Below are 24,783 nucleotides of genomic sequence, written 5' to 3' on the forward strand. Positions count from 1 at the left end.
ATGGATTACTTCATCATTGTCGTCACGACCGTTGCCGGTCTGTACTTCCACTGGTGGCTGTACGTGCGGATAAAACGCTGGATGGACCGCGATCTGGCGTTGTCACTGGCGGGTAAAGACGAGCAGAAAAGAGTCTTCATGCTCCAGCAACTGGCGAACGCTCAAGCGCAGAAGATCAAGCGCAGGGACCTGCCTCAGTGGCTTGAAGCCGCTGCGGCAGGTTATCCCGATCGGTAGACCGTTTAAGGTGCCAGGCGTTCACGAACCCAGTCGGCGCCCTGCAAGCGGTAGTTGAGGCGATCGTGCAGACGGCTCGGACGGCCCTGCCAGAATTCGATGCGCTCGGGTAGCAAGCGATAACCGCCCCAGTGTTCGGGGCAGTGAGGCTGGGTGTCGCTGAAACGTTGCTCAGTGTTCTTGAGCAATGCTTCCAGTTCGCCGCGATCGGCGATCACACGGCTCTGGGGCGAGGCCCAGGCACCGAGACGACTGCCCAGCGGGCGAACCTGATAGTAAGCGTCGGACTCTTCAGGCGTGACCTTCACCACCCGCCCTTCGATGCGCACCTGGCGCTCCAGGGCCGGCCAGAAGAACGTCATGGCTGCAAATGGATTGGCTGCCAGTTGCTGCCCCTTGTCGCTTTCGTAGTTGGTGAAGAAGGTGAAGCCCTGCTCGTCCAGGCCCTTGAGCAGCAGAATTCGGCAATGCGGCCGACCGTCCTGATCGACGGTGGCCAGCGTCATGGCATTCGCCTCCACCGGCACCTGCTCGGTTTTCACCGCGTCGGCAAACCACTGGTGGAACAGCGCGAACGGCTCGGCCGGGGCTTGCGCCTCGGTCAGGCCATCTCTTGTGTAGTCGCGACGCATATCTGCCAAGGGCCGGGTCATGGCGCATTCCTTTTGGTTAACGAATCACTTCTTTGTGTCATCGCCGGCAACGACTTTCTTGGTGTCGACAGCCGCTTTGGCCGGTACAGTCTTTTTCGCTGGAGTAGCGGTTTTAGCAGGCGCTTTCTTGGCAACTGCTTTCTTGGCCGGTGCCTTTTTCGTGGCCGGTACTGCCGCTTTCTTGGCAGCAGGTGCCGGGGTCACAGGCTTAGCCACTGGCTTGATGTCTTGCGCGACAAGCACCTTCACTGGCGCAGGAGCCGGCATATTGTACTTGGCCAGCAACGCGACCATGGTGTTTTGCGGGGTCACCAACAGTTCGACGCGACGGTTCAAGGCACGACCGTCAGCACTGTCGTTGGTGGCACGCGGTTCCTCACCGCCCATGCCGCGCAGCATCAGGCGATCGCGCTGCAGGCCGCTGAGACGGAAGATCGCCGCCACCGCTTGGGCGCGCTCCTGGCTCAGTTTCACGTTGGCCGGCGCAGAGCCCGAGGTATCACTGTGACCGAGTACCAGCACGGCAGTCTTTGGATCGACTTCGAGGATCTTCGCGACACGGGTGAATGGACCCAGGGTCACCGGCAGCAGCATGGCCGGACGATCCGGGTTGAACGAACCTTCTACCGGTGCGGTGACAACCAATACGTCATCACGACGCTCAAGTTTCAGGTTGCTGCCCTTGATCGCTTCGCGCAGGCGCGGTTCGTAATCGTTGAGCCAGGCCTGGGTAACTTTCGGATCAGGCATCGGCACGGCTTTGGCGGTGCCCTGGGTGGCGGCACCCTGCTCCTTGCCACCGAACGGCCAGTACCAGGGGGACGAACTTTCAGCCTTGGCGACGGGTGCCGTGGCAGCCGGTTTCAGGGGCGCAGGGGCTGGAGCGGGTTCTTTCGCCGCAACCTTGTCGGAAGAACCGAACGGCCACCAGCTGCTAGCGCCTGCGGCGTCATTTTGTGGGGTTTGTGCGCAACCGGTGATAGCGAAGCACAGGGCCAGGGCGAGGGTTTTATTGGATGACATTGGATATCCACAAAATGAAGTAATGAAGAATCAGACCGGGTTGGCCCGGATAAACAGCGCTTTGAAACCACAAAGGCTTTCGGGTTCCGGCCCTGGCCCCCTCAAGCGTGATTTACAGACAAGTGGCCAGTACTCGCACAAGCTGTTGGGCTCGTGGATCCATCAAGACGTACGGCCCCAGGGTATTTGTCACAAAGCCGAAGGCCACATCGTATTCTGGGTCAGCAAAACCGATGGAACCGCCGGCACCCGGGTGACCGAACGCCCGTGGGCCGAGGCCGTAGGTGGCGTTGGGTACATCCGGTTGATCGAGCATGCAACCCAGGCCGAAGCGGGTCCGGGTCAATAAAGTCTTGTCTTCGCCGACGCTGTGTTCGCGGGTCAACTCGTCGAGCATTTCGCTTTCCAGCAGGCTGCCGTCGAGCAGACCGGCGTAGAAACCGGCCAGGCTGCGGGCATTGCCGTGGCCATTGGCGGCCGGCTGCTGCATGCGCCGCCATTCCGGTTTGTTGGTACTGGTCATTATAGACGGTGGGTTGGTGAAGGCCCGCGTGCTCATGGCCGTCGGCTCGCGCATGGTCACTTGCAGCAAGCGCTGGGCCGCGGCATCGCCGACGTTGCCCTTGCCACGGGCGATGTGCGCCACACGATGGAATTCTTTGTCGGCGAGGCCGACGTGGAAATCCAGCCCCAAAGGCTTCGCGACCCGCGCCACAATGGATTCGCCCGGCCCACGACCGTCGGCGCGACGCAGCAATTCACCGACCAGCCAGCCATAGGTGATCGCCGCATAACCGTGACCTTGACCCGGCGTCCACCATGGCGCTTCGGCGGCCAGGGCATCGACCATGGTCTGCCAGTCGTAAAGCGCTTCGGGGGCCAGCAATTCACGCAGGGCCGGCAGGCCGGCCTGATGGCAGAGCAATTGGCGCAGGGTCACGGACTCTTTGCCGGCAGCGGCAAACTCGGGCCAATAACGGGCGACCGGGGCATCCAGTTGCAGCTTGCCTTCGGCCACCAATTGCAGCGCGGTCACGGCGGTGAAGGTCTTGGTGCAGGAAAACAGGTTGGCAATGGTGTCGCTGTGCCAGGCTTCGCTGCCGTCTTTGTCGGCGGTGCCGGCCCAGAGGTCGAGAACGGTTTCCCCGCCGATCCGGATGCACAACGCCGCGCCACGCTCCTGAGGATCGTCGAACAGCGCCGCAAAAGCTTCGCGCACCGCTTCGAACTTAAGCTCGTAATGACCCTGAATCTGCAACGCAACTCTCCCGGATAAACGCTCTACAAAGTGGCCCGCATTGTTCCAGCCCTTGAGGGTTTTGGGAACAGGGTCGGGCCGGGCGGTCGCCCATGAAATTAATCAGGAGCCTTGTGGGGATCTCAGTGTTTAATGACCATTGCCCGAATGCCCACCCGCATGGCCGGCGCCCTTCTGCGCACCTTTGCCGACGGCGCCTTGCTTGCCGCCCTCGCCCTCATGGTTCTCGGCGGCTTTTTCCGCCTCCGCCCTGGCCTTCTCGGCCTCTTTGCCGAGTTGATCAACAGCCTGCAAATTGCTTTTGCGCACACTGTCGACAAAGCCCTGGAACGGCAGATCAGTAATGCCTACCAGCCCGAAGTGCCCGTTCTCGCCGTCCAGCAGACGACCAGTGACCGGTTGATCGAGGTACTGGAACCAGTGCACGCCGACAATCGACGGTTCGCTCATCGCCTGTTTGAGGAAGTGGGCGTAAGCCGGGCCGCGATCTTCTTCCTTGGCCAGTTGTGTCACGCCGCCCCAGAACGGCCCGCGATCCTTCGATCCAAAATTGAATTCAGTGATCAGCACCGGTTTGTCCAGGCTGCGCAGTTTGGCGAAATCGTAGCCGTCCTGGGGTTGCAGGGTGTACATGTTGAAGCTCAACACGTCGCAGTATTGCGCGCAGGACTCGACCGCTTCGGGGGTGCTGATAGCAAAGCGGCCACCGAGCAACAACTGGTTCGGCGCGTGCCATTTGAGCGAGTCGGAAAGGGTCTTGAAGTAAGTGTCGGCGAAGACCTTCTGGAAGTATTTGAAGTCGGCTTCGATTTCCGGGTATTCGGCGCTCGGTTGCGGCGGTACGAAGCCCGGGTCTTCCATCAATTCCCAGGCCGGCAGGTCAATACCCCAGGCTTTCGACAGACCCGCCTGGTTGCGGTACTTGTCGCGCAGTTGTTTGAGAAAGGCGCGTTTGGCCGGCACATCGGTGGTCATTTTCAACGTGCCATAGGCCAGCGCATAGCGGGCCTTCGGGTCATCGCCGGGACCGGCCCAGGCCAGTTCATTGTCGGCGTAGTAACCGATCAGCCAGGGATCATCGCGATGGTCGCGGGCGGCGATGGCCACCGCGCGTTCGGTGGCCATGGCGAAACGTGGATCGAACGGGTCGGGCATGCCGCCCCACCAATCGCTGCCAGTGCTGATGCTGGCGTAATCGCCGACAATCGACAACGGCAAGGTGTACGGCACACGGTCGGCATTGCCCAGCACCGGTGCGCTCCAGTTGCCTATGGTGTTGAAGCCCCAGGCCTGCAGGCGATCGAGGGTGTGACTGGCCCAACGTTGTTCGTCGAAGGCCTGCGAGGTGCATGGCGCGGCGGTCGGTTTCTGCGCCGTTTCTGCGTCCGCTTGAGCCGCGTCGGCAACACCCGCTTTGGTCTCACTGGTGATGACGCACGGCTCGCCGTAAAGGCGCTGCAGGTTGGCGCCATAAAAATCGTACCAGCGGCCGGCGTTGTAGGCTCTGCCCTGATCGGCGCCGTTGCCGCCACGGTTGTCACCTTCGCCATAGTGGCTGGCCAGGGGCTCGTCGGGTTTAGGCAGGGACTCGAACATCCACTCGCGACCGGCGACGTAGGTCTGGTTGACGCTCGGGGTAATGGTGTTGACCCCAAGCGAATAGAACGGATGGCCTTCTGGAGTCACCAGGTACCAGCGACCGTCTCGTTTTTCTGTGTGGAAAAAACCGCTGGCCTTGAACGCCGGGCCTTTGGTCCAGCCGCCGAACTTGTCCAGGGGCGCCTTCTCGCGCTCGGCCAGCCAGGTTTTCAGTTGTTGCTGTTCTTTGGCCGCGGCGGATTTCAGTTGCTCGTCGCTGCTGACTTTCTCCGGCCATTTGGCCCGGGTCGATTGACCGTAAGCGTCCACCAGGTTGCCATAAGCGGCTTGGGTGACGGCCTCGCCATCCTGCACGCCGAAGCGCTCGAGCAGGATGCTTTGGGCGACTTTGGGCTGATCCATCGACAAAGTCACCGACACCACCTGGCTGCGATCCAGCTCACCGGTGCTGTCGGCCAGCAATACACGTTGCCCCTCGAAGGTCATTGGCATCGGCGGACCGGCTTTCATGCCTTGGCTCAGCGGCGAACTGGCGACCAGAGGCACCAGCAGGGTTTGCGCCGGGCCGGCCGGCAGATCGACGCGGCTGACCAGGGTCTTGCCGTCGTTGCTCTGGATGGTCACGTTCAGGGTCACGGCCCAGTTCATCGCGCTCTGGATCCGCAGGCTCATGACACCCGACTGCGACCAGTCCCAGGCACCGGTCTGCGGCGTCAGGCGCAAGGTCGGCTGGGCGGCCGGGTTGAAGGTCACGCGGCGCAGCACTTCGCCTTCGGCCGTTTGCTCCGCATTGGATTGCGGCAGGCTGGCGTCCTGGGTCGCTACCTGAACCACATCGGCGGGACGCACAAAGTTGAACAGCGTCTGCTGGCCGGCAGGTGCCGCCAGTAAAGGGGCTGCAAACATCAAGGCAAAAACAGCGGGCAACGAACGGCGAATCATAGGAACGTGGATCTCCCTTACGACCATCAATGGGCCAGTGGAAAAGCGGTGGCAGTGAGGTAGACAACGCGGTGGGCCGATTTGCCCACCGGTGCATCAGGAAATTTCACGACGAAATGGCGGCAACGCATTGAGGATAGCTTTGCCGTAGCGCTGCGTGACCAAACGACGGTCAAGCAAGGTGATGGTGCCGCGGTCTTCTTCGGTTCGCAGCAGGCGACCGCAGGCCTGGACCAGTTTCAGCGAGGCGTCCGGCACGGAGATTTCCATGAAAGGATTGCCGCCGCGAGCCTCGATCCACTCAGCCAGCGCGGCTTCGACCGGATCGTCGGGCACCGAGAACGGGATCTTGGCGATCACCACGTGCTCGCAGTAGGCACCGGGCAAATCCACGCCTTCGGCAAAGCTCGCCAGGCCGAACAGCACGCTGGAATCCCCGCCATCGACCCGCGCCTTGTGCTTGTTCAGGGTTTCCTGCTTCGACAGGTTGCCTTGAATAAACACTTGCTTGCGCCAGTCGCGGTCCAGGCCGTCGAACACGTCCTGCATCTGTTTACGCGATGAGAACAGCACCAGGGTGCCACGGGAGCCTTCTACCAGTTGCGGCAGGTCGCGGATGATCGCCGCGGTGTGCGCCGGTGCATCACGCGGATCGGCTTTGAGGTCCGGCACCCGCAGCACGCCGGCGTCGGCATGGTGGAAGGGGCTTGGGACCACTGCGGTCACGGCGGTTTTAGGCAGGCCGGCGCGCATGCGGAAGCGGTCGAAGGTGCCGAGAGCGGTCAGGGTCGCCGATGTCACCAGCGCCCCGTAAGCCACGTTCCACAGATTGCGCCGCAGCATGTCTGCCGCAAGGATCGGGCTGGCATTGACCTCGATGTCGAACAGCGAACCGCTTTCGGCCAGGGTCAGCCAACGGGCCATGGGCGGGTTGTCTTCCGGGTCTTCGACGGTGAAAGCGGTCCACAACTCCCAGTTGCCCGAAGAGCGCGACAACAGGCTGCCGAACAGCGGATACCACTCTTCGGCCTGGTTGCTGGCGATGCCGATGTTGACCTCGCCGTCCATGCCTTCCTTGAGCAGTTCGGTGAGCCGGGTAAACAGGTCGGTCAGCCGGGCGAAGCCTTTCTTCAGCTCGATGCCCATTTCACGCATGTGCTCGGGAATCACCCCGCCGACGAATCGGTGACGCGGCCGCTCGCGGCCTTCGACGTCTTCGCCGGGCTTGAAGTCGGCAACCTGCTCGCAGGCGCTGAACATGAACTGCTGCTGGGTCTTGATCTCCCGCGCCAGCTCCGGAACCTGCTCGATCAACTTACCCAGATCCCCCGGCAACGGGTGCTGGGCGAGCAATTTGGTGAGGTTCTTGGCGGTGGTTTCCAGCCAGTCGGCGGTGGAACGCAGGCGTGTGTAATGCGCGAAGTGGCCGATGGCCTTGTCCGGCAGGTGATGGCCTTCGTCGAATACGTAGATGGTGTCACGCGGGTCCGGCAGTACGGCGCCGCCCCCCAGTGCCAGGTCGGCCAGGACCATGTCGTGGTTGGTGACGATCACGTCGACCTTGCCCATGCCTTCGCGCGCCTTGTAGAAGGCGCACTGGCCGAAGTTCGGGCAATGACGGTTGGTGCACTGGCTGTGATCGGTGGTCAGGCGCGCCCAGTCGGCGTCTTCGAGCGCCGTCGACCAACTGTCGCGATCGCCGTCCCACTTATTGCCGGCGAGCTTCTCGATCATGCTGGTGAACAGCTTCTGGCTGGCCTCATCGACCTCGATCTTGAAGCCTTCTTCTTCGAACAGCTGCGCAGTGGCGGTTTGTGCATGACCTTCCTGGAGCAACATGTCGAGCTTGGACAGGCACATGTAGCGCCCCCGCCCCTTGGCCAGGGCGAAGCTGAAATTCAGCCCGCTGTTGCGCATCAGGTCGGGCAAATCCTTGTAGACGATCTGTTCTTGCAGGGCCACGGTGGCTGTGGCGATCACCAGACGCTTGCCGGCGGCCTTGGCGGCGGGGATAGCCGCCAGGCTGTAGGCCACGGTTTTGCCGGTACCGGTGCCGGCTTCCACCGCGACAATCGCGGGGTCGCCACTGCGCCGGCCTTCGTCATCGGTGTCGATGTCACCGAGGACTTTGGCAATTTCGGCGATCATCAGGCGTTGGCCGTAGCGCGGCTTGAGGCTCTTGGCTTCGAGAAAACGCGAATAGGCGCCCTGGATCGTGGTTTTGAGTTCAGTGCTGATCATGGATTGTCGGGCGCAAAAAGGCTGGATAAATTTTCAGTACTTCGGATCGGCCGCTATCATACCCCGCTATTTAATCCCGCGCAGAACGGAGTACCTCAATGACACCTTTTGGCATCGTTTATACCCTGCATGTCGTCGCCGCCCTGGTGTGGGTCGGCGGCATGTTTTTCGCCTGGATGGTCTTGCGCCCCGCGGCGATGAAGGCGCTGGAAGGCCCTGCCCGGTTGAAGCTCTGGGTAGAAGTGTTTCAAGGTTTTTTCCGCTGGGTCTGGGTCGCGGTGGTGCTTTTGCCGATCAGCGGTGTGGGCATGATTCATTTGCAGTTCGCCGGGTTTGAAGCGGCACCGCGTTACGTGCAAGTGATGATGGGGTTGTATGTGGTGATGACCGCGCTGTTTATCCGGATTCAGGCGTTGATGCTGCCGGAATTGCGCATGGCGGTGGCGGCTCAGGATTGGCCAGCGGGTGCCGCGGTGCTGGGCAAGATTCGCCGGTTGGTGGGGATCAATCTGATAGTCGGATTGGTGTTGGTGGCGATCGCTGCGGCTCGGCCGATGTTCTGAGGCGGCTCGTGGTGACGGACTTGCCTGTAAAAATGGCTTTTCTGTGGCGAGGGGGCTTGCCCCCGTTCGGCTGCGAAGCAGTCGTAAACCAGTCACCGCGTTCACTTTTGAAAAATGGAATCGCGCGGGTTTTGGGGCCGCTTCGCGACCCAACGGGGGCAAGCCCCCTCGCCACAGAAGCTCCATCACCACAGAGTGATTTGTGAGTTCTTACAACCGCTGAATGCTCACCGAACCCGCCGCCCCGGCAGGCCCTGGCTGGCCATCGGCGCCAGGACGACCGCTCTTGCCACCATCGGCTTTATAAACGAAGCACCCCTTGGCCTTGCCGCCCGCGCCCGGTTTGCCACCCGGCCCTGCCGCGCCACCGACTCCGCCCGCCACCTCGACCTTGATCCGCGCCGCCGGGTAATCACGCGGCACTTCCAGCCGAACCTGCGCCCCTGGCGCACCTGGTTGGCCGTCGCTGCCATCACTGCCATCGGCGCCGTGACCGGCCTGGCCCCAGGTACAACCCGGCGCCTGGCCATTAGCCCCGTCGAGGCCGACAAAACCCGGTGCGCCCGCGCCACCGCGAGCGTCGACCAATAATTGTGCGGCGTTCAGCGCTTTGATCTGCACATCCAGGTTGCGCCCGGAGCGGGCAGCCTTGAGGTAAGTCCCGGGGGCGCCCCGTGCGGTGATCTGGCTGCCTTCGGACAATTGGGCTCGGTTGATCTTCAATGCCAGAGCCTGCTCGCTCGGCACTATGGCGATCCGCGCATCACGCCCCAGATGCAGCTCATTGACCGTCAGTTCGGTCACATTCGAAGGAATCAGCAAAGTGCCGTAATCGGCGACGTCCAGGCGTTCCAGTTGCAAGGAGCTGGCGGTGTTGGGCAAGCGCATCAGCGAATTGCTTTCAACGCTCACCACTTGGGCGCAGGCCAATGGGCTGATAAGTGCGGCGAGCAGACAGAGTTTACGCATGGGAAGCCTTCGCAGTGGTCGGGGCCGGAATGGTTTGCAGGTGGAAAACGCCGAAAAAGACAATCTTCAGGCGATCACGCCAAGGGTGGGCTCGGCCTTTGAGACTGCGGTTGCACAGTACCACTTCCAGAAGATGGGTCAGCGCCAACAGGCTGCCGGCCAGATTGACCAGCAGGTGCAGCGGATGAACAAACGGCATGAGCAGATTGACCAGCACCACCAGCCAGAACAGCAGGGTCAGCAACTTCCCCAGCCCCCAAAACACCTTCATACACTCCTCCGTTGAGAATTATTCTTTGCGCGCACAGTAACGGCTTCCACGCGGGATAAGCCAGAGGGCAACAGAAAATTCTTCCAGAAGGTCGCCGCTGGGCCGCCGGATCGTCATCCGACGGCTCTATCACAGGGCTTAGCGATTAATGTGCAACTCAACGCGACGGTTTTGCGCGCGCCCTTCTTCCGTGTCGTTATCGGCCACCGGCTGGCTTTCGCCCCGGCCTTCGCTGGTGAGCTTGTTCGGCGCCACTCCCTGGCTCAACAGGTAGGCAGCGACGCTGCTGGCACGACGTTCCGACAGTTTCTGGTTATAGGCGTCCGAACCCTGACTGTCGGTATGACCGATGACTTTAATGCTCACCACATCCGCGCTCTGCAATTTGGCCATCAGCGAATCCAGCTGACTGCGCGCTTCGGGCATCAGCTCGGATTGGTTGTATGCGAACAACACGTTACCGTTCAGGGTGATGACTTCGGATACCGGTGGTTCAACGGGTTTCGCGCTGGCCGGGTATTGCGGCAACGGACAACCGTGATGTTCGACAGGTGTATTGGCGGGCGTATCGGGGCAACGATCACGTCGATCGAAGACGCCATCATCGTCTTCATCGCCATCCTGGGCGTAACAGATCAAGCCACCGGTCAAGATCCCGAGCGCCGCTCCACCCGCTGCCCAGCCACCACTTTCGATCGCGCCCAAACCACCGCCGACCAATCCGCCAATGACGCTGCAGATCGGCCAGGTACGTTGATTGAGAGGGGCAGTGCCATCGCTGTGAGTCGCGCAACCGGACAGAAGGCTGCCAAGCAGCAGAACCGGCAAGACGGTCCTTGTGAGAACGCTCATTGTGAATGCTCCTGTGTCACCGGCCCATACCGGTCACACAGGAGTAAAGACCCGCATCCGCGACTGTACAAGCCGCGGAGCGCGAGGGGCCTAGCGGTCGATTTTGATTTCCGTACGCCGGTTCAGCGCACGGCCGTCAGCGGTTTTGTTATCGGCTACCGGCTGGCTTTCACCGGCACCGGTCACAGACACGAAACTGCTGCGTGGCACGCCTTGGGAAATCAGGTATTCCACCACCGAATGGGCGCGTTTATCCGACAGTTTCTGGTTGTATTTATCGCTGCCGACGCTGTCGGTATGACCGGTTACGGTCAGCCGGGTGCTGGAGGATTCCTGTTTCAGGCGCGTGGCAATGGTGTTGAGTACCTCTTTGTCAGATGGGGTGAGCTTGGCCGAGTCGAACTGGAAGTGAACATCACGGATAACGATGACCTCTTCCTTGACCACTGCCTTCTCTTCGACCACCGGCACAGGCGCGGGTGGAGGGCAGCCGTTGGCATCGACTCGCACGCCTTTAGGCGTCCCCGGGCACTTGTCGCGGCTATCCGGCACGCCATCGCCGTCTTCATCGCCATCACCGTGCACCCAGCAATAGGCCGCTGCCGTGCCGCCGACCAGCAGCGCGCCATAACCCGCCCATGCCGAGCTCTCGGTCGCGCCGAGCCCTGCACCAACGACACCACCGACCGCCGCACAGGTCGGCCAGTCGGTTTTCTGCAAACCTGCGCAACCAGTCAACACACTGGTTAGCAGAACCAAGGGTAATGCTGTCCGAATTATGCTCATCTAGTTCTTCTCCTGAGGGATCGGCTTAAAACCGATTCTAGGGAGTAAAGACCCGACTTTTAATCTCCGCCAGCAATAGGCCATTGCTGTTTAGCCCCATGTTCATGGAAGATCGCCGCTTTTTGGTTAAACCCGCTCTACAGGCTAGTCTTGGCGTTCTGATTGAGGATATTCGATGATTGCAGCTATTTCTTCGCGCACGCCCCAACAGGCGTTGGCCGCTTTGCTTGATCGTTACGCCCCGGCGCGTCTGTTGCTGATTGGCGCCAGCGAATTCCCCGCGCTCGCGGCGTTCAAACTCGCACACCCGGACAGCGTCGTCGCCTTCGCTGCGCCCGGGCCACTGCCCGCCGAACTGGCGGCGCAGCGGTTCGATCTGGCGCTGGTGGTCGATTGCCTCGAACACTTGCCCAAACGCGACGGCTTGAATCTGCTCGGCGGGATACGCAACCTCAATGCCAGTCGCATTGCGGTGCTGGCCGACTTGCCGGCCAGCGGCTGGCAGGAGACGGATTTTTTCTCCCTGGCCCTGCAAGCCAGCGAACGCTTCCAGCGCGACGATCAAGTGCTGACGCTATTCACTTACGATCTGCTTGACTACAAACAGGTGCCCGACTGGCTCAATTCACGTTTCTGGGCCAATCCGGAAAACTTCGGGAAATATTGGTGGTAACGCAATGAGTACATCTATTTGCCCTTGCGGCAGCGGCACGCTGCTCGATGCCTGCTGCGGCCATTACCATGCCGGCCATCCAGCCCCCAGCGCTGAAGTCTTGATGCGTTCGCGCTACAGCGCCTATGTATTGGGGCTGATCGACTATCTGGTGGCAACCACCCTGCCCGCGCAACAGGCCGGCCTGGATCGCCAGTCGATCAGCGACTGGAGCGCCCAAAGCACCTGGCTGGGCCTGGAGGTGGAAAGCGCCGAGGTTTTCGGCGGCCAGCCGGAACACGCCTTCGTCACCTTCACCGCTCGCTGGCACGACAGCAGCGGCGAACACAGCCACCGCGAACGTTCGTCATTCGTGCAGAACGCCGGCCACTGGTACTTCATCGACCCCACCGTGCCACTCAAGGCCGGGCGCAACGATGCATGCCCATGCGCCAGCGGTCAGAAATTCAAGAAGTGCTGCGCAAGTTACTTCGGCGCTTGAAGTGATCCCTGTAGCAGCGGCCGAAGGCTGCGTTCACAGCTGCTACAAAGGGAGAAACACGACCATGAACACCCAGCGGCGCGCATTACACGTCCTCACCCTGCTCCTGTTTCTGGGGCTCGGCGGCTGTGCGTCGTGGTTCAGTAACGACCTGCCGGAGCCGCAGGTGCATCTGGCCAAGGTCGAGGTGGTCCGGGCCAAGCTGCTGGAACAGAAATTCATACTGCATTTTCGCGTCGACAATCCCAATGACCAAGACCTGACGGTGCGCGCCCTGGAATATCGCATTCATCTGGGGGACATTCTGCTGACCGAAGGCGAGCACGAACACTGGTTCACGGTCGGCCCCAAACGCAGCGCTTATTTTAAAGTGCCAATCCGCACCAACCTGTGGCCGAAAGTCCGGGACTTGGTGAAACTGCTGAAAAAACCCGACCAACCCATTCCCTATCGTCTGGAAGGTGAACTGGAAACCGGTATATTCATCGCCCACTACGTGCACCTGGCGCGCAATGGCGTGATAATCGCCGCCGATTTAATTCCGGAGTGACCCCGATGACCCAGCAACCTCATGTCCATGGCCCTGACTGCAACCACGATCATGACCATCACGACCACCATGATCACGACCATGGCCATGTCCACGGCCCGAACTGCGGCCACGCCCACCAGGAACCGGTGCGCAACGCCCTGAAAGACGTCGGCCGCAACGACCCTTGCCCTTGCGGCAACGGCAAGAAATTCAAGAAGTGCCACGGCGCTTGATGCTTCGGGCGAAGAACTTCTTCGCCTGTTGAATCGCTATCGCGGGCTCGCCCGCGATGACGGACGTACATTCACTATCAATTTGTCAGTTAAATCGTTTTCGCGGGGCAAGCCTCACGCCTGCAAAATCTGCACAGTGCTGACGACTGTCGCATATTCCCCATGCAAATTGCCCAGCGACATCGCGTGTACTTCCTCGGCAGAATGAGCATTACCAAAGTAATCCGCTTTATCGAAGGTAAAACACGCATCCTCCACAACCCAGGTTTCAAACCCCAGATTCCCGGCCGTTCGCGCTGTGGATTCCACCGAGTTATTGGTCGCCACACCAACGATGATCAACTGATCGCCCCCCGTTTTACGCAAAAACGCCTCCAGCCCCGTCGCACAAAATGCATCCGGCACTTGCTTCTGAATCACTTGCTCGCCAGCCAAGGGTTGAAAACGCTCCTGAAATTCCACCCCCGATTGCTGCGGCCAGAACACTGAATCCTCTGAACGGGACAGGTGCTGCACATGAACCACCGGTCGTCCGGTTCGACGCCAATGCCCCAGTAGTTCCAGGATGCGCTCTTCGGCATGAGGGTTGTTTCGACGACCCAACCTGGGATGCAAAATGCCTTTTTGCTGATCGATGATGATCAGTACCGCGTTGCTCTTGAGCTTCATGCCGACTTTTCTCTTGCTCAGGTCATTGAATTTTCCGCACTTCAGCATCACCTCCTCCTACTGGCAAGCCATCAAACGCAAACAGGACGACCTGATGCCGGCGGTCGCTGTCCGTACCTGACGATGTCTCTTGACTTGGAGTACTTCATGATCGACCTGTATTACTGGACCACCCCCAACGGCCACAAGATTTCGATATTCCTTGAAGAAGCAGGCCTGCCGTACAACGTTTACCCGATCAACATCAGCCAGAACGAGCAGTTCAAACCCGAATTCCTGAAGATCTCGCCGAACAACAAAATCCCAGCCATTGTCGATCATGAACCGGCCGATGGCGGTGCTCCGCTGTCGTTGTTCGAGTCGGGGGCGATTCTTCTGTACCTGGCGGAAAAAACCGGCAAGTTCCTGCCCAAGGACCTGCGCGGTCGTCAGCAAGCGTTGCAGTGGCTGTTCTGGCAGATGGGTGGCTTGGGGCCGATGGCCGGGCAGAATCATCACTTCAGCCAGTTCGCGCCAGAGAAAATCCCCTACGCGATCAAGCGCTACATCGACGAAACCGCCCGCCTTTACGGGGTACTCGACAAGCAATTGGCGAACAATGATTTTGTCGCCGGCGGCGAATACAGCATTGCCGACATGGCGATCTACCCGTGGATCGTTTCTCACAAATGGCAGAGCCAGAACCTGGAAGACTTCCCTAACGTGTTGCGCTGGTTCAACCACATCCAGAACCGCCCGGCGACGGTGAAGGCGTATGCGCTGGTGGCCAAGGTCAATCCGCCTAAGTCCTGAGACCAACACAACCCCCTCAGATATCCACAAACCCTGTGGCGAGGGGGCTTGCCCCCGTTCGGCTGCGCAGCAGTCGTGAAAACATCACCGCAGTTCTCTTGAGGAACATCGTCCTCGGTATTGGGACCGCTTCGCGGTCCAACGGGGGCAAGCCCCCTCGCCACAGGTAATGCATCGCCCACAAGTTTGTGGTTTATCAGACAAATATTGAAATAACCCTATACCCCGCTTGCACGGCCACCTCCTGCTCACTAACGTAGCGCCTTTATTGTGCCCCGCCTCGGACTTTCGAGGCGGGGCACCACTACCCCCGCAGGAGCTTTGCCATGGCCTCGCCAGCCCTCACACATTTTCTTCCCCGGTTCGGCGTTGCCGCAGCAGTAGCCGGTGTTTTGAGCCTGACCGGTTGTCAGACCTGGAACGCTCAGGACACCCTTGTACCCACCTCTGGCGTGCAACCGCTCAAGGGCTTGGCGCAGAACGTTTCGATTCGGCGCAATGCCATGGGCATGCCGCTGATCGAGAGCAGCAGCTTCCACGATGCGCTGTTCGCCCTCGGCTACGTGCACGCCAGCGACCGCATCACGCAAATGGTCACTCTGCGCCTGCTGGCCCAGGGCCGTCTGGCTGAGATGTCCGGCGCTGATCTGCTCGACGCCGACCGCTACATGCGTGCGGTCAACCTGAAGAAAAGCGCGAGTGAGCTGTACAAGGCCTCTTCGCCGCGCCTCAAGCGTTTCTTCGAAGTCTATGCCCGTGGTGTCAACGCCTACCTGTTCCGCTACCGCGACAAACTGCCTGCCGATCTCGCGGCCACCGGCTACAAGCCTGAATACTGGAAACCGGAAGATTCGGCGCTGATGTTCTGCCTGCTGAATTTCAGCCAATCGGCGAACCTGCCGGAAGAAATCGCCTCGCTGATGCTGGCCCAGACCGTCAGTACCGACAAACTGGCGTGGCTGACGCCTTCCGCTCCCGACGAAAAACTACCGGTGACTGAAGCCGAAAAACTTCAGGGCATCAAACTCAACGGGCAAATTCCGGGGCTGAATGAAATCAGCAAAGCCACGGACACACTGTCCGGGATGAATCTGCTGGGCGCTACGTCCTCGAACAACTGGGCGATCGGCCCGCAACGCAGCCGCAGCGGCAAAAGCCTGTTGGCCAGCGACATCCATGGGCCGCTGGGCGTGCCGTCGCTGTTCAGTTACGTGCAGATTCACGCGCCGAAGTATCAGGTTGCTGGCATGACGATTGCCGGGTTGCCGATGGTACTCGGTGGTTTCAACGGCAAAGTGGCGTGGAGCATGACCACGGTCATGGGCGACAACCAGGACCTGTTCCTGGAAAAAATCAAACGCCAGGGCAATGGCCTTGCCTTTGATGTGGGCGGTAAATGGCAGCCGGCAATCGTGCGTAACGAAACCTACTTCGTCAAAGGTCAGCGACCGATTCGCGAAGCGGTGTACGAAACCCGCCACGGGCCGCTGCTCAATAGCGCCCAAGGCACTGCCCTGGCCAATGGTTTGGGCCTGGCCTTGCAGACACCGAATTTCACCGACGACAAAACCCTGGACGCCTTTTTTGACCTGTCCCGAGCACAGAGCGCCGAGAAGGCCTCGGACGCCAGCCGTGAGATCCGCGCCATCGCTTTGAATCTGGTGTTTGCCGATACCAGCAATATCGGCTGGCAAGTCACCGGTCGCTACCCGAACCGTCGCGAAGGCGAAGGCTTGCTGCCATCGCCGGGCTGGGAAGGTCGCTACGATTGGGACGGTTACGCCGACCCGATGCTCCATCCGTATGACCAGGACCCAGCGCAGGGCTGGCTCGGCACCGCCAACCAACGGGTCATTCCCCACGGTTACGGCATGCAGCTATCCAATTCCTGGTCGGCACCGGAACGCGGCGAGCGCATGGCCGAACTGGCTGGCGTGGGCAAACACGACACCCGCAGTCTGATCGCCATGCAATACGACCAGACCACCACCTTCGCCGCCAAGCTGAAGAAGATGTTTGAAGCGCCGGGCATGTCCCAGCCGCTCAAACAGGCTATCGAAGCGTTGCCGGCGGCTGATCGCGACAAGGCTCGCCAGGCCTATACCCGTTTGATGGCCTTCGACGGCAAACTCAGCCCGACCTCCGCCGACGCGGCGATTTACGAGCTGTTTTTGCAGGAAAGCACTAAGCAGATTTTCCTCGACGAACTGGGCCCGGAAAGCAGTCCGGCGTGGAAAGCCTTTATCGCCAACGGCAAATTGTCCTACGCGGCACAGGCCGATCACCTACTGGGCCGTGAGGACAGTCCGTTCTGGGATGATTTGCGCACGGCGCAGAAAGAGGACAAACCGGCGATTTTGGCCCGTAGCCTGGCATCGGCAATCAGCGCGGGAGACAGCCAGTTGGGGGGAGATCACAAAGCCTGGCAGTGGGGCAAACTGCACCGCTACGAGTGGAAAAACGCCAACGGCCAGACCGTGCGCGGCCCGCTGGCGGCTGGCGGCGACCACACCACACTCAACACCGCCGCGTTCAGTTGGGGGCAGGACTTCAACACCACGCAGGCGCCGGCCATGCGCTTTATCGTCGATTTCGGCCAGGCCGAACCGTTGATGGGGCAGAACGGCACCGGCCAGTCCGGCAACCCGGCCAGCCCGCACTACCTCGACAGCGTCGATCCATGGCTCAAGGGGCAATACATGAGCCTGCCGATGCAACCGCAGAACTTTGACAAGGTGTACGGCAAGACGCGGTTGACGCTGACGCCGGGCAAGTAACCCGAGAGGGACCGGGCTTGCTCGCTAAAGCATGCTGCCGGTCCCCATTGATGCTGAAAATCCATTGTGGCGAGGGAGCTTGCTCCCTCGCCAAAGATCTTTGTAACAACGTTCGCCTGGCCCCTCACCATTCTGCGCACCACCCAGGCACAGGAATCTGTCGATGCCCTGTTTTTGTGCAAAGATCCCGCTTTGCCACTTCTTGTATCACCTTTTAAACGCTTGTTCGGCACTCTGGTTCGGAAATTGCTACTTTTAATAGGTCTTACGCTTTCCAGTAACAGTACTTCTGCGCCACAAGCGCTCATATTGGTTCTTAGGGATTGAATAATGAAAAAAGCATTGCTGACCCTTTCTGCACTGGCGTTGTGCATGGCTGCCGGCTCCGCGCTGGCCAAGGAATACAAAGAATTGCGTTTTGGCGTTGACCCTTCCTACGCGCCGTTCGAGTCCAAAGCCGCCGATGGCAGCCTGGTAGGCTTCGACATCGATCTGGGCAATGCGATCTGCGCCGAGCTGAAGGTCAAGTGCAAATGGGTCGAAAGCGATTTCGACGGCATGATTCCAGGCCTCAAAGCCAATAAATTCGACGGTGTGATCTCTTCGATGACCGTCACCCCGGCCCGCGAAAAAGTCATCGACTTCTCCAGCGAGCTGTTCTCCGGCCCAACCGCTTACGTGTTCAAAAAAGGTTCTGGCCTGACCGAAGACGTCGCCTCGCTGAAGGGCAAAACCGTAGGCTACGAGCAAGGCACCATCCAGGAAGCGTACGCCAAAGCCGTTCTGGACAAGGCTGGCGTGAAAACCCAGGCCTATCAGAACCAGGACCAGGTGTATTCCGACCTGACTTCCGGCCGTCTCGACGCCGCGATCCAGGACATGTTGCAAGCCGAACTGGGCTTCTTGAAGTCGCCAAAAGGCACCGATTACGAAATCAGCAAACCGGTGGACAGCGAATTGCTGCCAGCCAAAACAGCGATCGGCATCTCTAAAGGTAACAAAGACCTCAAGGCGCTTCTGGATAAAGGTATCAAAGCGTTACACGACGATGGCACCTACGCCACCATTCAGAAGAAACACTTTGGCGATCTGAACCTGTACAGCGGCAAATAATGCCCGGCGCCCATCTCGCGATGGGCGCTTTTTTCACCCGATCAGGTTGCTGATTTATGCTCGAAAACCTATTACAACACTTGGGGCTCTCTGCCTTCAGCCTTCAGGGCTTCGGTCCGTTGCTGATGGAAGGCACCTGGATGACCATCAAATTATCGGTGATGTCGCTGATGGTGGCCGTGTTGCTCGGCCTGCTGGGCGCCAGTGCCAAGCTGTCAAAAGTCAAACTGCTGCGGATACCGGCCCAGTGCTACACCACGCTGATTCGCGGAGTACCGGACCTGGTACTGATGCTGCTGATCTTCTACAGCCTGCAAACCTGGCTGACCTCGTTTACCGACTTCATGGAATGGGAATACATCGAGATCAACCCGTTCAGCGCCGGGGTCATCACCCTGGGCTTCATTTATGGCGCGTACTTCACTGAAACGTTCCGCGGGGCGATCCTCGCCGTGCCACGGGGCCAGGTCGAAGCTGCCACTGCCTACGGGCTCAAACGCGGCCAACGTTTTCGCTTCGTGGTGTTCCCGCAAATGATGCGCTTCGCCCTGCCGGGTATCGGTAACAACTGGATGGTGATGCTCAAGGCCACCGCACTGGTCTCGATCATCGGCCTCGCCGACCTGGTCAAAGCTGCGCAGGATGCCGGCAAAAGCACTTATCAACTGTTCTACTTCCTGGTACTCGCCGCATTGATTTACCTACTGATCACCAGCGCGTCCAACATGGTCCTGCGCTGGCTCGAACGCCGCTACGCCGCCGGCTCCCGGGAGGCCGTACGATGATCGAACTTTTGCAGGAATACTGGAAACCCTTCCTTTACACCGACGGTTACAACATCACCGGCCTGGCCATGACCATGTGGCTGCTCAGCGCTTCGATCTTCATCGGTTTTCTGGTGTCGATCCCGCTGTCCATCGCTCGGGTTTCATCCAAGGTCTACATCCGCTGGCCGGTGCAATTTTACGTCTACCTGTTCCGGGGCACGCCGCTGTATATCCAGTTGCTGATTTGCTACACCGGCATCTACAGCCTGGCGGCCGTGCGCGCCCAGCCGGTCCTCGATGCGTTCTTTCGCGATGCGATGAACTGCACGATCCTGGCCTTCGCCCTGAACACCTGTGCCTATACCACGGAGATCTTCGCCGGGGCGATTCGCAGCCTGGCCCACGGGGAAGTCGAAGCAGCCAAGGCCTACGGTCTGTCAGGCTGGAAGCTCTATGCCTACGTGATCATGCCGTCAGCCCTGCGTCGCTCGTTGCCTTATTACAGCAACGAAGTGATCCTGATGCTGCACTCGACCACCGTGGCATTCACCGCGACCATCCCCGATGTCCTGAAAGTCGCTCGCGACGCGAACTCTGCGACCTTTCTGACGTTCCAGTCGTTCGGCATCGCCGCGCTGATCTACCTGACCGTTACCTTTGCGCTAGTCGGCCTGTTCCGCCTCGCCGAACGCCGATGGCTGGCTTTCCTCGGGCCGACTCACTAGGACAATTCGTACATGCGCCACCAGATTCATGACCTGCTGGCCCCGCTGCCGGGGACCGTGCGACAGATCCACAGCTTTCACTTCGGCCCGCCGTCGGCCAAAGGCAAGATTTACATCCAATCCTCCCTGCATGCCGATGAACTGCCTGGCATGTTGGTGGCCTGGCACCTCAAGCAACGCCTGGCTGAGCTGGAAGCCGCCGGCCGGCTGCGCAGCGAAATCGTGCTGGTGCCCGTGGCCAACCCGGTTGGCCTGGAACAAGTATTGATGGACGTTCCACTGGGACGCTACGAGCTGGAAAGCGGGCAAAACTTCAATCGCTGGTTCGTCGATTTGAGTGAAGAAGTCGGCAACGAAATCGAAGGCCTGCTTGGCGACGATCCGCAGCGTAACCTCGAACTGATCCGCGACAGCCTGCGCAAGGCTTTGGCGCGGCAGACCGCCGGCACCCAACTGCAATCCCAACGCCTGACCCTGCAACGGCTGGCCTGCGATGCGGACATGGTGCTGGACCTGCATTGCGATTTCGAAGCCGTGGCGCACCTCTACACCACGCCCGAGGCTTGGCCGCAGGTCGAGCCATTGGCGCGCTACATCGGGTCCGAAGCCAGCCTGCTGGCCACCGACTCTGGCGGCCAGTCGTTCGATGAATGCTTCACCCTGCTCTGGTGGCAGTTGAAGGAGCGCTTCGGCGAGCATTTCGACATTCCACTGGGCAGCTTTTCGGTTACCGTCGAATTGCGCGGCCAGGGCGACGTCAATCACCCGCTGGCCAGCCTCGATTGCCAGGCGCTGATCGATTATCTGACTTACTTCGGCGCGATTGCCGGCGAGCCGGCGCCACTGCCGGAACTGGCCTACCCGGCCACACCGCTGGCCGGTGTCGAACCGGTGGCGACACCGGTGGGCGGTCTGCTGGTATTCACTGCCCTGCCCGGGGAATACCTGGAGGCCGGGCAACTGATCGCCGAAGTCATCGACCCGATCAATGATCACGTCACCCCTGTTCATTGCACCGCCGCCGGGCTGATGTACGCCCGTTCGCTGCGGCGCATGGCCACTGCCGGCATGGTGATCGCCCATGTCGCGGGCACCGAAGCCTATCGCAGCGGCTACCTACTTTCGCCTTGAGGATGCATGCCCCATGTACAAACTGACCATCGAAGGCCTGCATAAAAGCTATGGCGATCATCAGGTGCTCAAAGGCGTTTCGCTCAAAGCCAAAACCGGCGACGTCATCAGCCTGATCGGCGCCAGCGGCTCGGGCAAAAGCACCTTTTTGCGCTGCATCAACTTTCTCGAACAACCCAACGACGGCACCATGAGCCTCGACGACCAGCCAGTCCGCATGGTCAAGGATCGTCATGGCATCCACGTCGCCGATGCCGATGAACTGCAACGTATCCGCACCCGCCTGGCCATGGTGTTCCAGCACTTCAACCTGTGGAGCCACATGACCGTGCTGGAAAACATCACCATGGCCCCGCGCCGGGTGCTCGGTTGCAGCAAGAAAGAGGCCGAAGACCGCGCCCGACGTTATCTGGACAAGGTTGGCCTGGCGGCACGCGTGGCGGATCAGTACCCGGCGTTCCTGTCAGGCGGTCAGCAACAACGGGTAGCCATTGCCCGCGCACTGGCCATGGAGCCGGAAGTCATGCTGTTCGACGAACCGACCTCAGCACTCGACCCGGAATTGGTCGGCGAAGTGCTCAAGGTAATTCAGGGCCTGGCCGAAGAAGGCCGGACCATGATCATGGTCACCCATGAAATGAGCTTCGCCCGCAAGGTGTCGAGCCAGGTGCTGTTCCTGCACCAGGGGCTGGTGGAAGAAGAAGGTGCGCCGGAGGATGTTCTGGGTAATCCGAAGAGTGAGCGGTTGAAGCAGTTCCTCAGCGGCAACCTGAAGTAAAAATCGCAGCCTTCGCCAGCTCCTACAGGTATCAGACAACAGGCGCGGGAGGCGGCTCATCCGGCAGGGTGGGCTCTCCGGGTTCTGTCGGATCTTCATTGGGTGTGTCGGGATCAGGCTGAGTGGGGATGCCCCCTGCCATGACTGGCGGATGTGCCAACAAGGACCAGGCCAGCATGCCAACCTGATTGGGCTCAAGCCTTGCCAGTTCGGCACTTATTCGCGGATCGATCTTCATGAAGCACTCCTGAGCGATGGACCGACCCGCCTTGCGCGAATCGGAGCAGTACACCCCATAGAGTGTACGCCCGCTCAGGAATTCCAACGATTTGTCAGACGGTTGACTCAGGTGCGCGGCAGGGTCACGCCACGCTGGCCCTGATACTTGCCGCCACGGTCCTTGTAGGAGACTTCGCACTCTTCGTCCGACTCAAGGAACAACATCTGTGCCACGCCTTCGTTCGCGTAAATTTTCGCCGGCAGATTGGTGGTGTTGGAAAACTCCAGGGTCACGTGACCTTCCCACTCAGGCTCGAGCGGCGTGACGTTGACGATGATGCCGCAACGCGCGTAGGTGCTTTTACCCAGGCAAATGGTCAATACGTTACGCGGGATGCGGAAGTATTCGACGGTGCTGGCCAGAGCGAAGGAGTTCGGCGGAATGATGCACACGTCGCTGTGGATGTCGACGAAGCTGCCAGCATCGAAGTTTTTCGGGTCGACGATCGCCGAATTGATGTTGGTAAACACCTTGAAGTGATTGGTGCAACGCACATCGTAGCCGTAGCTGGACACGCCGTAGGAGATCACACGGCTATCGTCGCTGCCGCGCACCTGGCGCTCGACGAAAGGCTCGATCATGCCGTGTTCCTGCGCCATGCGGCGAATCCACTTGTCCGATTTGATGCTCATGGCGGGTGTCCTGAATAGCGAGGTGGAAAAATTCTGTCCGGCATCTTACCGGGCAGGCGCTCCGGGTTCAAAGTCCGGGAGACAATTCTCGCCGATCCCCCGTGAATTCCGGGGTCTCACCGCCATGTTATGAACCGTCAGTCATTAAAAAAGAGAAACCTTCGCAAGAACCATTGGCACGTTCCGGAAAAAGGGTTAAGGTGGCGCCACTGTGCTGCTTGTGTCACTGAGAATCTCTACACGATATGTTGAATTTCGATCCAACCATCTACAAGAATTTTTCCTGCTCTTTGCACTCAGTCTCGGCCAGGGTTCTTCCTGAGTCGCAGTTATCTTTGTTCAAGGAGTTACACCATGTCTAATCGCCAAACCGGTACCGTTAAGTGGTTCAACGATGAAAAAGGCTTCGGCTTCATCACTCCACAATCCGGTGACGACCTGTTCGTTCACTTCAAAGCTATCCAATCCGACGGCTTCAAAAGCCTGAAAGAAGGCCAACAGGTTTCTTTCATCGCTACCCGCGGTCAGAAAGGCATGCAAGCTGAAGAAGTTCAAGTTATCTAACTTGTACTTGCTTTAGTAAAAAGCCCCGCCCTCAAAAGCGGGGCTTTTTTGTGCCTGTGTGTTTTGCATGGCAAAAAAAGATCGCAGCCTTCAGCAGCTCCCGTAGAAGCTGCCGAAGGCTGCGATCTTTTGATTTTTGTGCGTGTTACCAGGCCACGCCAAAACCCGCCGTGTAACGGGTCTTGCTCAGGTCCGCATCGTCAGTACCGCTGATAATGTCTCGTTCGGCCTTCAGGTTAAGCGATGCCCAATCGGTCACTTTGTAGCGCAAGCCCATTTCCGCATCGAGTGCGTAATCAGCTACGCCCGACAACGGCTTGCCAACTTCGCCATTGGTGAAGAACTCCACCTTCTTGCCGATCAGGTAACGGTTGTAATCCCACTTCATAGCCAAGGAATAGAAATTTTTCTTGCTGCCGTCCGAGAACTCATAATCCGTACGGTTGACCAACGAGCCCAGGGAAAAGGCGCCCAGTTCGTTATCCCAGAATTGATAACCGGGGCCAGTACCGACGGTACGCTGCCGGGAGAGCTCTTCGACTTTGTCGCGCTTGTAGTTCAAACGACCTTGCCAGAACCATTTTTCGGTAAGAAAACGGTCGAGGGCGTACTCAGCCCGCCAATTATCCGTGGTGACCACGTCATCCTGGAACTCGCGGTTGTACTCGCCTTCCGCCGTATGGCGCCACCGACCATGACGCGCGGAGGTCTTGAAGTCGACGTCATAATCATCGGTATCTCTTTCGGCCCGCTGATAATCCAGCGCCATGTCGACATTGCCTTTAAACACCAAATCCTCGACCACCGGTTTAGGCTTGAGCATCTGCTGGATACTGGCCAGTTCCACGGTCTTGGGGCCATCGCCGTTTGCCAGGGTGACCTTGCCATCCTCCGCCGAGTGTAGCGACTTGGCTTTCTCGCCGGTGTAGGCATCTTGCTTGACCAGCAATTGCTGATCGCTTTCCAGGGTTTTCACCTCTTTCCAGTCAATCGACACCGCCCCGGCATACGGGGTCTGGATCAACAGCTTGCCGCCGTCGAAGACTGTGATTTTGCCGCTCAATTTGTCACCGTTTTTCAACCAGACGGTATCGGCGAGCAAGGGAGTGGAAGCACTGACGACAGCGAGGCACAGCAAGGTTCTGGACAACATAAGCGAATCGAAAGCTCAACTTTGCGAAAAAAAGTCGGCTTTATCCCTAAGAATAAGGCCCTGACAAGCACTGACCCGACTATTTCTAT

Annotated in this window: 28 protein-coding genes; 15 read left to right on the top strand and 13 right to left on the bottom strand. The window is 59.6% G+C overall.

All coding sequences use genetic code 11. The annotated features are described in order from the left end of the window. The gene (locus tag ACZ9BB_RS18275) at positions 1-237 is read left to right on the top strand and encodes a hypothetical protein (protein ID WP_476215082.1); all 237 of its coding nucleotides are present in this window, start codon (positions 1-3) and stop codon (positions 235-237) included. A gap of 5 nt (positions 238-242) precedes the next feature. Here the strand turns inward: ACZ9BB_RS18275 and pdxH are convergent, their stop codons facing one another. From pdxH to dinG, 5 genes are all read right to left on the bottom strand, one after another. Next, positions 243-890, bottom strand: coding sequence for a pyridoxamine 5'-phosphate oxidase (pdxH, locus tag ACZ9BB_RS18280; RefSeq protein ID WP_217856680.1), 648 nt, complete (start codon positions 888-890; stop codon positions 243-245). 24 nt (positions 891-914) lie between these two features. Continuing rightward, on the bottom strand, positions 915-1,913 hold the full coding sequence (locus tag ACZ9BB_RS18285) for an OmpA family protein (RefSeq protein WP_476215085.1): 999 nt from the start codon (positions 1,911-1,913) through the stop codon (positions 915-917). Positions 1,914-2,025: 112 nt separating this feature from the next. Beyond that, positions 2,026-3,171, bottom strand: coding sequence for a serine hydrolase domain-containing protein (locus tag ACZ9BB_RS18290; RefSeq protein ID WP_476215087.1), 1,146 nt, complete (start codon positions 3,169-3,171; stop codon positions 2,026-2,028). 129 nt (positions 3,172-3,300) lie between these two features. Further along, a complete protein-coding gene (locus tag ACZ9BB_RS18295; RefSeq protein WP_476215089.1) occupies positions 3,301-5,712 on the bottom strand; it encodes a beta-agarase in 2,412 nt (803 codons plus the stop codon). 96 nt (positions 5,713-5,808) lie between these two features. Further along, positions 5,809-7,953 carry an ATP-dependent DNA helicase DinG gene (dinG, locus tag ACZ9BB_RS18300; RefSeq protein WP_476215091.1) on the bottom strand — a complete coding sequence of 715 codons (2,145 nt, stop codon included), beginning with the start codon at positions 7,951-7,953 and terminating at the stop codon, positions 5,809-5,811. A 98-nt stretch (positions 7,954-8,051) separates the two neighbouring features. Between dinG and ACZ9BB_RS18305 the strand changes: the two genes are divergently transcribed. Beyond that, positions 8,052-8,516 (top strand): CopD family protein, encoded by a 465-nt coding sequence (locus ACZ9BB_RS18305; RefSeq protein WP_476215093.1) that lies wholly within the window; start codon positions 8,052-8,054, stop codon positions 8,514-8,516. 210 nt (positions 8,517-8,726) lie between these two features. Here ACZ9BB_RS18305 and ACZ9BB_RS18310 read toward each other — a convergent pair whose 3' ends face one another. The 4 genes from ACZ9BB_RS18310 to ACZ9BB_RS18325 all read right to left on the bottom strand — a co-directional run bounded on the left by ACZ9BB_RS18310 (position 8,727) and on the right by ACZ9BB_RS18325 (position 11,394). Beyond that, positions 8,727-9,485 carry a collagen-like triple helix repeat-containing protein gene (locus ACZ9BB_RS18310; RefSeq protein ID WP_476215095.1) on the bottom strand — a complete coding sequence of 253 codons (759 nt, stop codon included), beginning with the start codon at positions 9,483-9,485 and terminating at the stop codon, positions 8,727-8,729. Then, positions 9,478-9,756, bottom strand: coding sequence for a DUF1145 domain-containing protein (locus tag ACZ9BB_RS18315; RefSeq protein ID WP_476215097.1), 279 nt, complete (start codon positions 9,754-9,756; stop codon positions 9,478-9,480). The genes ACZ9BB_RS18310 and ACZ9BB_RS18315 overlap by 8 nt, the downstream gene beginning before the upstream one ends. 138 nt (positions 9,757-9,894) lie before the next feature. Continuing rightward, positions 9,895-10,608 (bottom strand): PA1041 family peptidoglycan-binding anchor lipoprotein, encoded by a 714-nt coding sequence (locus ACZ9BB_RS18320; RefSeq protein ID WP_476215099.1) that lies wholly within the window; start codon positions 10,606-10,608, stop codon positions 9,895-9,897. A gap of 90 nt (positions 10,609-10,698) precedes the next feature. Continuing rightward, positions 10,699-11,394 (bottom strand): PA1041 family peptidoglycan-binding anchor lipoprotein, encoded by a 696-nt coding sequence (locus tag ACZ9BB_RS18325; protein ID WP_476215101.1) that lies wholly within the window; start codon positions 11,392-11,394, stop codon positions 10,699-10,701. A gap of 175 nt (positions 11,395-11,569) precedes the next feature. Between ACZ9BB_RS18325 and ACZ9BB_RS18330 the strand changes: the two genes are divergently transcribed. From ACZ9BB_RS18330 to ACZ9BB_RS18345, 4 genes are all read left to right on the top strand, one after another. After that, complete coding sequence (locus tag ACZ9BB_RS18330; RefSeq protein ID WP_476215103.1) at positions 11,570-12,067, top strand: DUF6231 family protein; 498 nt, start codon at positions 11,570-11,572, stop codon at positions 12,065-12,067. A gap of 4 nt (positions 12,068-12,071) precedes the next feature. Next, a complete protein-coding gene (locus tag ACZ9BB_RS18335) occupies positions 12,072-12,548 on the top strand; it encodes a YchJ family protein (protein WP_476215105.1) in 477 nt (158 codons plus the stop codon). A gap of 64 nt (positions 12,549-12,612) precedes the next feature. Continuing rightward, positions 12,613-13,098, top strand: a complete 486-nt coding sequence (locus ACZ9BB_RS18340; RefSeq protein WP_476215107.1) for an LEA/WHy family protein — start codon at positions 12,613-12,615, stop codon at positions 13,096-13,098. Positions 13,099-13,103: 5 nt separating this feature from the next. Continuing rightward, positions 13,104-13,313: an SEC-C metal-binding domain-containing protein gene (locus ACZ9BB_RS18345; RefSeq protein ID WP_007906737.1), complete on the top strand. Its 210-nt coding sequence runs from the start codon at positions 13,104-13,106 to the stop codon at positions 13,311-13,313. Between the two features lie 114 nt (positions 13,314-13,427). Here the strand turns inward: ACZ9BB_RS18345 and ACZ9BB_RS18350 are convergent, their stop codons facing one another. After that, on the bottom strand, positions 13,428-13,982 hold the full coding sequence (locus tag ACZ9BB_RS18350) for a cysteine hydrolase family protein (RefSeq protein WP_476215108.1): 555 nt from the start codon (positions 13,980-13,982) through the stop codon (positions 13,428-13,430). On the opposite strand from ACZ9BB_RS18350, the gene ACZ9BB_RS18355 reads away from it, so the two are divergent. The 8 genes from ACZ9BB_RS18355 (at position 13,981) to ACZ9BB_RS18390 (ending at position 22,065) form a co-directional block, all read left to right on the top strand. Then, the gene (locus tag ACZ9BB_RS18355; RefSeq protein ID WP_476215109.1) at positions 13,981-14,103 is read left to right on the top strand and encodes a hypothetical protein; all 123 of its coding nucleotides are present in this window, start codon (positions 13,981-13,983) and stop codon (positions 14,101-14,103) included. The two genes, ACZ9BB_RS18350 and ACZ9BB_RS18355, sit on opposite strands and share 2 nt — an antisense overlap. Before the next feature lie 26 nt (positions 14,104-14,129). Beyond that, positions 14,130-14,774, top strand: a complete 645-nt coding sequence (locus ACZ9BB_RS18360; protein ID WP_476218351.1) for a glutathione binding-like protein — start codon at positions 14,130-14,132, stop codon at positions 14,772-14,774. 326 nt (positions 14,775-15,100) lie between these two features. After that, positions 15,101-17,551 (top strand): penicillin acylase family protein, encoded by a 2,451-nt coding sequence (locus ACZ9BB_RS18365; RefSeq protein WP_476215111.1) that lies wholly within the window; start codon positions 15,101-15,103, stop codon positions 17,549-17,551. Between the two features lie 330 nt (positions 17,552-17,881). Continuing rightward, on the top strand, positions 17,882-18,664 hold the full coding sequence (locus tag ACZ9BB_RS18370) for a transporter substrate-binding domain-containing protein (protein WP_258697277.1): 783 nt from the start codon (positions 17,882-17,884) through the stop codon (positions 18,662-18,664). A gap of 56 nt (positions 18,665-18,720) precedes the next feature. Then, positions 18,721-19,449 (top strand): ABC transporter permease, encoded by a 729-nt coding sequence (locus ACZ9BB_RS18375; RefSeq protein WP_476215114.1) that lies wholly within the window; start codon positions 18,721-18,723, stop codon positions 19,447-19,449. Next, complete coding sequence (locus ACZ9BB_RS18380) at positions 19,446-20,156, top strand: ABC transporter permease (protein ID WP_476215116.1); 711 nt, start codon at positions 19,446-19,448, stop codon at positions 20,154-20,156. The genes ACZ9BB_RS18375 and ACZ9BB_RS18380 overlap by 4 nt, the downstream gene beginning before the upstream one ends. Positions 20,157-20,168: 12 nt before the next feature. Then, positions 20,169-21,287 carry a succinylglutamate desuccinylase/aspartoacylase family protein gene (locus ACZ9BB_RS18385; RefSeq protein WP_476215118.1) on the top strand — a complete coding sequence of 373 codons (1,119 nt, stop codon included), beginning with the start codon at positions 20,169-20,171 and terminating at the stop codon, positions 21,285-21,287. Positions 21,288-21,300: 13 nt separating this feature from the next. Then, positions 21,301-22,065, top strand: a complete 765-nt coding sequence (locus ACZ9BB_RS18390; protein ID WP_476215120.1) for an ABC transporter ATP-binding protein — start codon at positions 21,301-21,303, stop codon at positions 22,063-22,065. Positions 22,066-22,096: 31 nt separating this feature from the next. On the opposite strand, the gene ACZ9BB_RS18395 is transcribed toward ACZ9BB_RS18390, so the two are convergent. Next, positions 22,097-22,303 (bottom strand): hypothetical protein, encoded by a 207-nt coding sequence (locus ACZ9BB_RS18395; RefSeq protein WP_476215122.1) that lies wholly within the window; start codon positions 22,301-22,303, stop codon positions 22,097-22,099. Positions 22,304-22,410: 107 nt separating this feature from the next. After that, complete coding sequence (gene dcd / locus ACZ9BB_RS18400; protein ID WP_007904652.1) at positions 22,411-22,977, bottom strand: dCTP deaminase; 567 nt, start codon at positions 22,975-22,977, stop codon at positions 22,411-22,413. 354 nt (positions 22,978-23,331) lie between these two features. Here dcd and ACZ9BB_RS18405 point away from each other — a divergent pair, with 354 nt between their 5' ends. Further along, the gene (locus ACZ9BB_RS18405) at positions 23,332-23,541 is read left to right on the top strand and encodes a cold-shock protein (RefSeq protein ID WP_002554837.1); all 210 of its coding nucleotides are present in this window, start codon (positions 23,332-23,334) and stop codon (positions 23,539-23,541) included. 145 nt (positions 23,542-23,686) lie between these two features. Here ACZ9BB_RS18405 and ACZ9BB_RS18410 read toward each other — a convergent pair whose 3' ends face one another. Continuing rightward, positions 23,687-24,694 carry a DUF481 domain-containing protein gene (locus ACZ9BB_RS18410; protein WP_476215124.1) on the bottom strand — a complete coding sequence of 336 codons (1,008 nt, stop codon included), beginning with the start codon at positions 24,692-24,694 and terminating at the stop codon, positions 23,687-23,689. Positions 24,695-24,783: the final 89 nt, after the last annotated feature.

This window comes from Pseudomonas sp. TE3552, from assembly GCF_056278945.1.

Bases quoted from the DNA above. Each gene is read 5' to 3' on its own strand.
- ACZ9BB_RS18275 (WP_476215082.1), top strand. From the start codon at position 1: ATGGATTACTTCATCATTGTCGTCACGACCGTTGCCGGTCTGTACTTC.
- dinG (WP_476215091.1), bottom strand. From the start codon at position 7,953: ATGATCAGCACTGAACTCAAAACCACGATCCAGGGCGCCTATTCGCGT.
- ACZ9BB_RS18315 (WP_476215097.1), bottom strand. From the start codon at position 9,756: ATGAAGGTGTTTTGGGGGCTGGGGAAGTTGCTGACCCTGCTGTTCTGG.
- ACZ9BB_RS18295 (WP_476215089.1), bottom strand. From the start codon at position 5,712: ATGATTCGCCGTTCGTTGCCCGCTGTTTTTGCCTTGATGTTTGCAGCC.
- ACZ9BB_RS18410 (WP_476215124.1), bottom strand. From the start codon at position 24,694: ATGTTGTCCAGAACCTTGCTGTGCCTCGCTGTCGTCAGTGCTTCCACT.
- ACZ9BB_RS18335 (WP_476215105.1), top strand. From the start codon at position 12,072: ATGAGTACATCTATTTGCCCTTGCGGCAGCGGCACGCTGCTCGATGCC.
- ACZ9BB_RS18375 (WP_476215114.1), top strand. From the start codon at position 18,721: ATGCTCGAAAACCTATTACAACACTTGGGGCTCTCTGCCTTCAGCCTT.
- ACZ9BB_RS18380 (WP_476215116.1), top strand. From the start codon at position 19,446: ATGATCGAACTTTTGCAGGAATACTGGAAACCCTTCCTTTACACCGAC.
- ACZ9BB_RS18310 (WP_476215095.1), bottom strand. From the start codon at position 9,485: ATGCGTAAACTCTGTCTGCTCGCCGCACTTATCAGCCCATTGGCCTGC.
- ACZ9BB_RS18320 (WP_476215099.1), bottom strand. From the start codon at position 10,608: ATGAGCGTTCTCACAAGGACCGTCTTGCCGGTTCTGCTGCTTGGCAGC.
- ACZ9BB_RS18325 (WP_476215101.1), bottom strand. From the start codon at position 11,394: ATGAGCATAATTCGGACAGCATTACCCTTGGTTCTGCTAACCAGTGTG.
- ACZ9BB_RS18285 (WP_476215085.1), bottom strand. From the start codon at position 1,913: ATGTCATCCAATAAAACCCTCGCCCTGGCCCTGTGCTTCGCTATCACC.
- pdxH (WP_217856680.1), bottom strand. From the start codon at position 890: ATGACCCGGCCCTTGGCAGATATGCGTCGCGACTACACAAGAGATGGC.
- ACZ9BB_RS18340 (WP_476215107.1), top strand. From the start codon at position 12,613: ATGAACACCCAGCGGCGCGCATTACACGTCCTCACCCTGCTCCTGTTT.
- ACZ9BB_RS18355 (WP_476215109.1), top strand. From the start codon at position 13,981: ATGCCGACTTTTCTCTTGCTCAGGTCATTGAATTTTCCGCACTTCAGC.
- ACZ9BB_RS18350 (WP_476215108.1), bottom strand. From the start codon at position 13,982: ATGAAGCTCAAGAGCAACGCGGTACTGATCATCATCGATCAGCAAAAA.
- ACZ9BB_RS18395 (WP_476215122.1), bottom strand. From the start codon at position 22,303: ATGAAGATCGATCCGCGAATAAGTGCCGAACTGGCAAGGCTTGAGCCC.
- ACZ9BB_RS18390 (WP_476215120.1), top strand. From the start codon at position 21,301: ATGTACAAACTGACCATCGAAGGCCTGCATAAAAGCTATGGCGATCAT.
- ACZ9BB_RS18330 (WP_476215103.1), top strand. From the start codon at position 11,570: ATGATTGCAGCTATTTCTTCGCGCACGCCCCAACAGGCGTTGGCCGCT.
- dcd (WP_007904652.1), bottom strand. From the start codon at position 22,977: ATGAGCATCAAATCGGACAAGTGGATTCGCCGCATGGCGCAGGAACAC.
- ACZ9BB_RS18305 (WP_476215093.1), top strand. From the start codon at position 8,052: ATGACACCTTTTGGCATCGTTTATACCCTGCATGTCGTCGCCGCCCTG.
- ACZ9BB_RS18365 (WP_476215111.1), top strand. From the start codon at position 15,101: ATGGCCTCGCCAGCCCTCACACATTTTCTTCCCCGGTTCGGCGTTGCC.
- ACZ9BB_RS18345 (WP_007906737.1), top strand. From the start codon at position 13,104: ATGACCCAGCAACCTCATGTCCATGGCCCTGACTGCAACCACGATCAT.
- ACZ9BB_RS18370 (WP_258697277.1), top strand. From the start codon at position 17,882: ATGAAAAAAGCATTGCTGACCCTTTCTGCACTGGCGTTGTGCATGGCT.
- ACZ9BB_RS18385 (WP_476215118.1), top strand. From the start codon at position 20,169: ATGCGCCACCAGATTCATGACCTGCTGGCCCCGCTGCCGGGGACCGTG.
- ACZ9BB_RS18405 (WP_002554837.1), top strand. From the start codon at position 23,332: ATGTCTAATCGCCAAACCGGTACCGTTAAGTGGTTCAACGATGAAAAA.
- ACZ9BB_RS18360 (WP_476218351.1), top strand. From the start codon at position 14,130: ATGATCGACCTGTATTACTGGACCACCCCCAACGGCCACAAGATTTCG.